This window comes from Streptosporangium sp. NPDC049644, assembly GCF_040675205.1.
Classification (GTDB): Bacteria; Actinomycetota; Actinomycetes; order Streptosporangiales; family Streptosporangiaceae; genus Streptosporangium; species Streptosporangium fukuiense.
The window spans coordinates 139,403-145,912 of the sequence record NZ_JBFAOJ010000012.1 but is presented as its reverse complement, the minus strand read 5'-3'; the positions used below and the strand labels follow the sequence as shown (position 1 = coordinate 145,912).

Sequence of the window (6,510 nt, the reverse complement as noted above, 5' to 3'; positions counted from 1 at the left end):
CCGCGCTCGCTGTCGGGGCTGGTCGTCGGCGTCGCCGAAGGATGCGCGCAGGCCGGGGAGTTCGCGGACCTGGGCGCCGAGGTCCGCGAGATCGCAGCCGGGTGAGAGGCTCCCGGCCGGCCTCCAGGCCGGTCACGTCGAGGTCGATGAGGAGGGCGGCCAGGTCGGCGGGCATGTCGACGACCGAGGCCGTCTTCCCGTGCGGCTCGACGCGCAGCTCGGTGAAGTCGTAGCCCGGCGGCCTGGGCCTGGCCAGGTAGATGTAGGGCCTGGCCAGCAGGTCGAGTTCGAACGCGGCCCGCGCACCGGCGTCCCGCCACCAGGACTGACCGCGGGCGAAGTCGACGAGCAGTCCGTCGAACTCCTCGCGGTGCGAGTGCAGGACGAGATGCGCGACCATCCCGAAATTGTGGAAGTCATAGTTCCAGAGTTTCTGCACGGAATCGCGGAAGAAACTCGCGACCTCGGTGTCCGTACGGCTCTCGAAATACGTCGCGGCATCGGTGAAGAAATCCTCCAGCCGCCTTGTTCCGGACCTCTCCAGATAATTGGCGAGGTAATACAGGCCGCGTAGGTTGTAGAGCGAGTGGACGGCGTAGTAGAACCATGTGCCACGCTCGCACTCCGCACGGCTGACCCAGTTGGTGCCGACTACCACGTCGGCCTCCGTGACGTCACTGGGAACGCGTTCCACCTGCACTCCGAGAAGCTCCCGTTTGGCATATATCGAGGTGTTGTGCAGCAGGAGTTGCGGATAGACGATGAGCGTGTCGGCACGGAGCCGGCACAGTTCCGCGATTCCCTCCTTGTATGACTCCAGGGTCTCTCCGGGAAGCGGCCAGATCAGCTCGATGTAGGAGCTGATGCGCTTCTCCCTGAGCGTTCTCTGCAGCTCGGTGTAGGTCGCGGGCTTGATGTTCGAGCGGTCGACCAGTTCCAGGGTCCTGGAGCTCATCGACTGCAGGGAGATGGGCTGGCTGGTCAGCAGTCCTCCCCGCACGAGGATCTCGGTGATCTCGGCCATCCGGTCGGGCTTGTTCTTGGCCGCGGCCATCGAGACCATCACCGGGTAGCCGTTCTCCTCGCTGCACTCCACCAGGTGGCGGGTCAGTTCCACGTCGCGCGGGGCCATGCCCCAGTTGGCGTCCGCGATGAAGATCGACACGAAGTCGTGCTTGCTGATCCAGGTGATGTCGTCACGGACCCGCTGGTCCTCGAACTTGTGCACCTTGTCGTTGGTCGCCGCGCCCCAGAAACAGAAACCGCAGCTGAACGGGCATCCTCGATTGGTCTCCAGGATGGCGGTGGTGTACTTGCCCTCCTCGAAGACGCCGGAGGTGAAGGGCGAGGGCACCTCCATCAGGTCGCGTACCCGCTCGGCGGCCTCGGTGGTGACGAGTTCCCCCGACCGCCAGAAGCTGATCCCGTCGACAGCCGAGAAGTCGGGGTCGTCGCCGATCACCTGGCGCAGGTACTGCAGCATCGTCTTCTCGCCCTCGCCGTTGCAGACGACGACGTTCTCCTGCTCGGGGGCGACGTACTCCTCGGCGTGCAGCATGACCTGGGGGCCGCCGAGGATGAACTGGGCCGCCGGGAGACGCTCGTGCAGCGCGGCCAGCACCGCGCGCGCGAATCCGATGTTCCAGATGTAGCAACTGATGGCGTAGACGTCGCTGCGCTTTTCCAGGAGTTCTGCGATCACCTCCCTTCTGTCCGCGGACACCGGGGCGGAGAAGATCTCGAAATCACATCGCGGCCCCACCTCCGGATCATGCTGCGCGTAAGCCTGCATGTAACCGGAGGCAAGGGGCAGGATGGCCTCGAATGCAGACAGCTCGACGAATGTGACTTTGGTGTTCATGACGCTCGTCCCTGCGTAGTCCGAGTAATTTCTGAAGCCGATCGGATGGAATCCGCTCATGCTTTCACAGGGGGACCGGACGGACAACGCACACTAATTGCGGACACCACTCGCGTGTTACGGTTCTGGAAACCTCGATAACCACGGAGGAGAAACCGTATGCCGACTCACGACTACGAGACCGGCCTCGGGACGCTCTCACTCGACGACCGGATCGCGGAGCATCTCGAAAAGACCTTTCAGGACCCCTGGGAAATCCGCAGATTCTCCCATGATTTCCGCAGGAACGGCTATGTCAAGTTGCGGAACGTGGTCTCCGAGGAGGTCAAGGATCTCGTCTCGGACGAGGTGGAGCGCCTGCTCGACCTGCACGCGCGCCGGATCGACATCAACCTCAAGGAGACCAGCAACTCCCCGCGCAAGATGAGCACGGTCAGCCAGCAGTCCATCGCCCAGGACAGCTCCCTGATCCCGGAGCTCTACGACTCCCCCGCCCTCAAGGACTTCCTGGGCCGGCTGGCGAACGAGCCCGTCGTCAACTGCCCCTGGGACGAGGAGAAGTACGTCATCATCCGCCAGGAGAAGCAGGGTGACACCCACGGCTGGCACTGGGGCGACTTCAGCTTCACCCTCATCTGGATCCTGGAGGCGCCGAGCAGCGAGTACGGCGGCATGCTCCAGTGCGTTCCGCACACCAACTGGGTGAAGGAGGACCCCCGGGTCCACGACCACCTCATCCGCTACCCGATCAGCACCTACGCCCACCAGAGCGGCGACATCTACTTCCTGCGCTCCGACACGACGCTGCACCGCACGGTGCCGCTGTCGGAGGACCGCACCCGGATCATCCTCAACACCTGCTGGGGCAGCGAGTCCGACGCGAAGAAGGAGCAGTCACACGAGACCATGGAGGCGATGTTCAACTGACCCCCGGAGCGCCGGGAAACGGCGGACGACCCGGTCATCGGCCGGGCCGTCCCGCCCGTCTCATCTCGCGGGCGCGGCCGGCGAACACAGCGAACACAGCGAGTCATCGGCGCCCGCGTGAGTCACGGCTCCGAGGCCTGTTCACCTCGCCCTGCTCCTGCGCCCGCCGCCTGCGCCGCCGCCCCAGGAACCAGCCGGCTCCCAGGACCGCCAGCCCGATCGGCGTACGGGCCAGCCGGCGCGCCACCACGACCTTGAAGAACTTTTTCATGAGAGGCCTCTGCCCGATGGCGGCCTGATCAGTCAGGCGCCGCGCCCCGGATCCGCCCCCGAAGGATCACGGGAGCGCTCGGAGACCGGCCCTGTTCACGGCCGCCTCGATGCCGTCCAGCAGGACGGCGAGACCGGCCGCGAAGGTCTCCTTCGCCTCCTGTTCCAGGTAGGGCACGCTCTCGTCCTCGGACTGGTAGGCACCCTCGCCGTCCAGCCAGGTCAGCGTCGGGAACCGCTCGGCGAAGTCCGGCGCGACCTCCTCCAGCACGGCCGAGCGGGCGTACCACCACTCCTCGTCGGACATCCCGGTCGCCGCCGGGGCCTGGCGCGACTCCGCGACCGTCTGCGCCGCCGCGCGCACGAAGTGGAACAGCACCCCGACGAGACGCCGCAGCGCCCCGGCCGTAAGACCCGTCTCACGGAGGATCCGCAGCACCGTCTCCAGCGTGACGTACTCGTTGGGACCCAGCACCGGGCGCGCCTGCGAGACCTGCAGCACCCACGGGTGGCGCAGGTAGAACGCCCACATCTCCCCCGCCCAGGAGGTCACGGCCACCCGCCAGCCCGCCCCGAGCTCGTAGGAGACCGGCAGCTCGGCGAGGACCCGGTCGTACATCAGGTCGACCAGCTCGCTCTTGCTGGGCACGTAGGTGTAGAGGGCCATCGCGGTGCGGCCGAGCCGTTCGCCCACCGCGCGCATGGACAGCGCCGCCATTCCCTGTGCGTCGGCGATGGCGACGGCCGCGTCCAGGATTTCGTCCACGCTCAGACCGGGCTTCGGTCCAGGCCGTCCCTGCGCCGGGCTGCCGGCGCGCCACAGCAGGGCCATCGAACGGCGCGCGTCGCCCTGGCCGGCGAAGACCACCAATTTGCCACTCCTTACGGCATAAACTAACTTTGCCGGGCTATCTCTTTACGCCCTAAGGATATCAAGGAGAAGGTCTGTGTCCCCCTTCACCCCCACCGACGACCACGGCGCCGCCGCGGACAGCCACGACGTGATCGAGGTCCGCGGGGCCAGGGAGAACAACCTGGCCGACATCTCGCTGGACATTCCCAAGCGCCGGCTCACCGTCTTCACCGGGGTGTCCGGCTCCGGAAAGTCCTCCCTCGTCTTCGGCACCATCGCCGCGGAGTCGCAGCGGCTGATCAACGAGACCTACACGGCCTTCGTCCAGTCGTTCATGCCCAGCCTCGGCCGGCCCGACGTCGACGCGCTGCGCAACCTGAGCGCGGCGATCGTCGTCGACCAGGAGCGGATGGGCGCCAACTCCCGCTCCACGGTCGGCACGGCCACCGACGCGCAGACGATGCTGCGTATCGTCTTCAGCCGGATCGGCACCCCGCACGTCGGCACCTCGACCGCGTTCAGCTTCAACAGCGCCGAGGGTATGTGCCCGGGGTGCGAGGGGCTCGGCCGGGTGTCGGACGTCGACGTCTCCCAACTGGTCGACACCGACCTCTCGCTCAACGAGGGGGCGATCACCGTCCCGAACTTCAATGTGGACTCGTGGTACTGGCAGAACATCGCCCACTCCGGGTACTTCGACCGTGACGTCAAGCTCAAGGACTACACCCCGGCCCAGTGGGAGGACTTCCTGCACAAACCCGCCACCAAGATCAAGATCGGCACCATGAACACCACCTACGAGGGGCTGCTGGTCAAGGTGCGGCGGCTCTACCTCGCCAAGGACCGCGAGTCGATGCAACCGCACATCCGGGCGTTCGTGGACCGGGCCGTGACGTTCGCCGACTGCCCGGCGTGCGGCGGCACCAGGCTCAACCCCGCCGCGCTCGGCTCGAAGATCAACGGACGCAACATCGCCGACTGCGCCGCCATGCAGATCAGCGACCTGGCCGACTTCGTCCGGGACATCGAGGACGAGTCGGTACGGCCGCTGATCGCCACCCTGCGCGACACCCTGGACTCGCTCGTCGAGATCGGCCTGGGCTACCTGAGCCTGGACCGCGAATCGGCCACCCTGTCCGGGGGCGAGGCCCAGCGGGTGAAGATGGTCCGGCATCTGGGCTCCAGCCTGACCGACGTCACCTACGTCTTCGACGAGCCCACGGTGGGCCTGCACCCGCACGACATCGAGCGGATGAACGGCCTGTTGCTCCGGCTGCGCGACAAGGGCAACACGGTCCTGGTGGTCGAGCACAAGCCGGAGACGATCGAGATCGCCGACCACGTGGTCGACCTCGGTCCCGGAGCCGGTTCGTCCGGCGGGCGGATCTGCTTCACCGGCGACGTGGCCGGGCTGCGCGCGTCGGACTCCCTGACCGGCCGCCACCTGGACCACCGGGCCCGCCTGCGTGAGAAGGTACGGCAGCCCAGCGGGCGGCTGTCCATCACCGGCGCCCGCCTGCACAACCTGAAGGACGTGAGCGTCGACATCCCGCTGGGCGTGCTGACCGTGGTCACCGGCGTCGCCGGCTCGGGCAAGAGCTCGCTGATCCACGGCTCGCTCCCCCGCCTGGACGACGTCGCGGTGGTCGACCAGGCCCCGATCCGGGGGTCGCGCCGTAGCAACCCGGCCACCTACAGCGGGCTGCTCGATGCGATCCGCACCGCCTTCGCCAAGGCCAACGGGGTCAAGGCCGCCCTGTTCAGCGCGAACTCCGAAGGGGCCTGCCCGAACTGCAAGGGCATCGGCCTGGTCTACACCGACCTGGCGATGATGGCCGGGGTGGCGTCGGTGTGCGAGCAGTGCGAGGGGAGGCGGTTCACCCCCGAGGTGCTCACCCACAAGCTGCGCGGCAAGGACATCAGCGAGGTGCTGGCCATGTCGGTGGCCGAGGCCCGCGACTTCTTCGCCTCCGGCCCGGCCCGCGCCGTCCTGGACCGGCTCGCCGACGTGGGCCTGGGCTACCTCGGCCTGGGCCAGCCGCTCACCACCCTGTCCGGCGGCGAACGGCAGCGGCTCAAGCTGGCCATCCGGATGGCGGAGAAGGCCACCACGTACGTGCTGGACGAGCCGACCACCGGCCTGCACCTGGCGGACGTGGACCAGCTTCTGGCCCTGCTGGACCGGCTGGTCGACGACGGCAACACGGTCATCGTCATCGAGCACCACCAGGCGGTGATGGCCCACGCCGACTGGATCATCGACCTCGGCCCGGGTGCCGGCCACGACGGCGGCCGGGTGGTCTTCACCGGCACTCCCGCGGACCTGGTCTCGGAAGGGGACTCGCTCACCGCCCGGCACCTGCGTACCTACCTGGGGAGGAACCAGACGTCGACCGGGAAGCGGTGACATCGCCGACCGCGCTCAGCGGCCCGGAGCGCCTCCCCCGCCGGTTTGTCAGGGCGGAGACAATCCCGCCGGGTGAATTGCTGACACGCTCACAAGCGCCCGCCCGCGGGCGCCTGTAGCGTTCTCACCTGAACGGACCCCGGCCGTCGGGGCGGGTGTGCCCTCCCGCCATCGGCCACGGCGACCGGTCCT

At 67.6% G+C, this 6,510-nt stretch carries 5 protein-coding genes; 2 read left to right on the top strand and 3 right to left on the bottom strand.

Annotated elements, in window-relative coordinates; translation table 11 throughout:
- A partial coding sequence (locus AB0J58_RS09900; RefSeq protein ID WP_364212767.1) for a cobalamin-dependent protein occupies window positions 1-1,861 on the bottom strand: 1,861 nt, incomplete at its 3' end.
- Between the two features lie 159 nt (window positions 1,862-2,020).
- Between AB0J58_RS09900 and AB0J58_RS09895 the strand changes: the two genes are divergently transcribed.
- Window positions 2,021-2,788, top strand: coding sequence for a hypothetical protein (locus AB0J58_RS09895; RefSeq protein ID WP_364212764.1), 768 nt, complete (start codon window positions 2,021-2,023; stop codon window positions 2,786-2,788).
- A 103-nt stretch (window positions 2,789-2,891) separates the two neighbouring features.
- On the opposite strand, the gene AB0J58_RS09890 is transcribed toward AB0J58_RS09895, so the two are convergent.
- Both AB0J58_RS09890 and AB0J58_RS09885 read right to left on the bottom strand, forming a co-directional pair.
- On the bottom strand, window positions 2,892-3,059 hold the full coding sequence (locus AB0J58_RS09890; RefSeq protein ID WP_364212761.1) for a DUF6203 family protein: 168 nt from the start codon (window positions 3,057-3,059) through the stop codon (window positions 2,892-2,894).
- Between the two features lie 66 nt (window positions 3,060-3,125).
- A complete protein-coding gene (locus AB0J58_RS09885; protein ID WP_364212758.1) occupies window positions 3,126-3,929 on the bottom strand; it encodes a TetR/AcrR family transcriptional regulator in 804 nt (267 codons plus the stop codon).
- Between the two features lie 76 nt (window positions 3,930-4,005).
- On the opposite strand from AB0J58_RS09885, the gene AB0J58_RS09880 reads away from it, so the two are divergent.
- Window positions 4,006-6,318: an excinuclease ABC subunit UvrA gene (locus AB0J58_RS09880; RefSeq protein WP_364212755.1), complete on the top strand. Its 2,313-nt coding sequence runs from the start codon at window positions 4,006-4,008 to the stop codon at window positions 6,316-6,318.
- The last annotated feature ends 192 nt before the right edge of the window (window positions 6,319-6,510 follow it).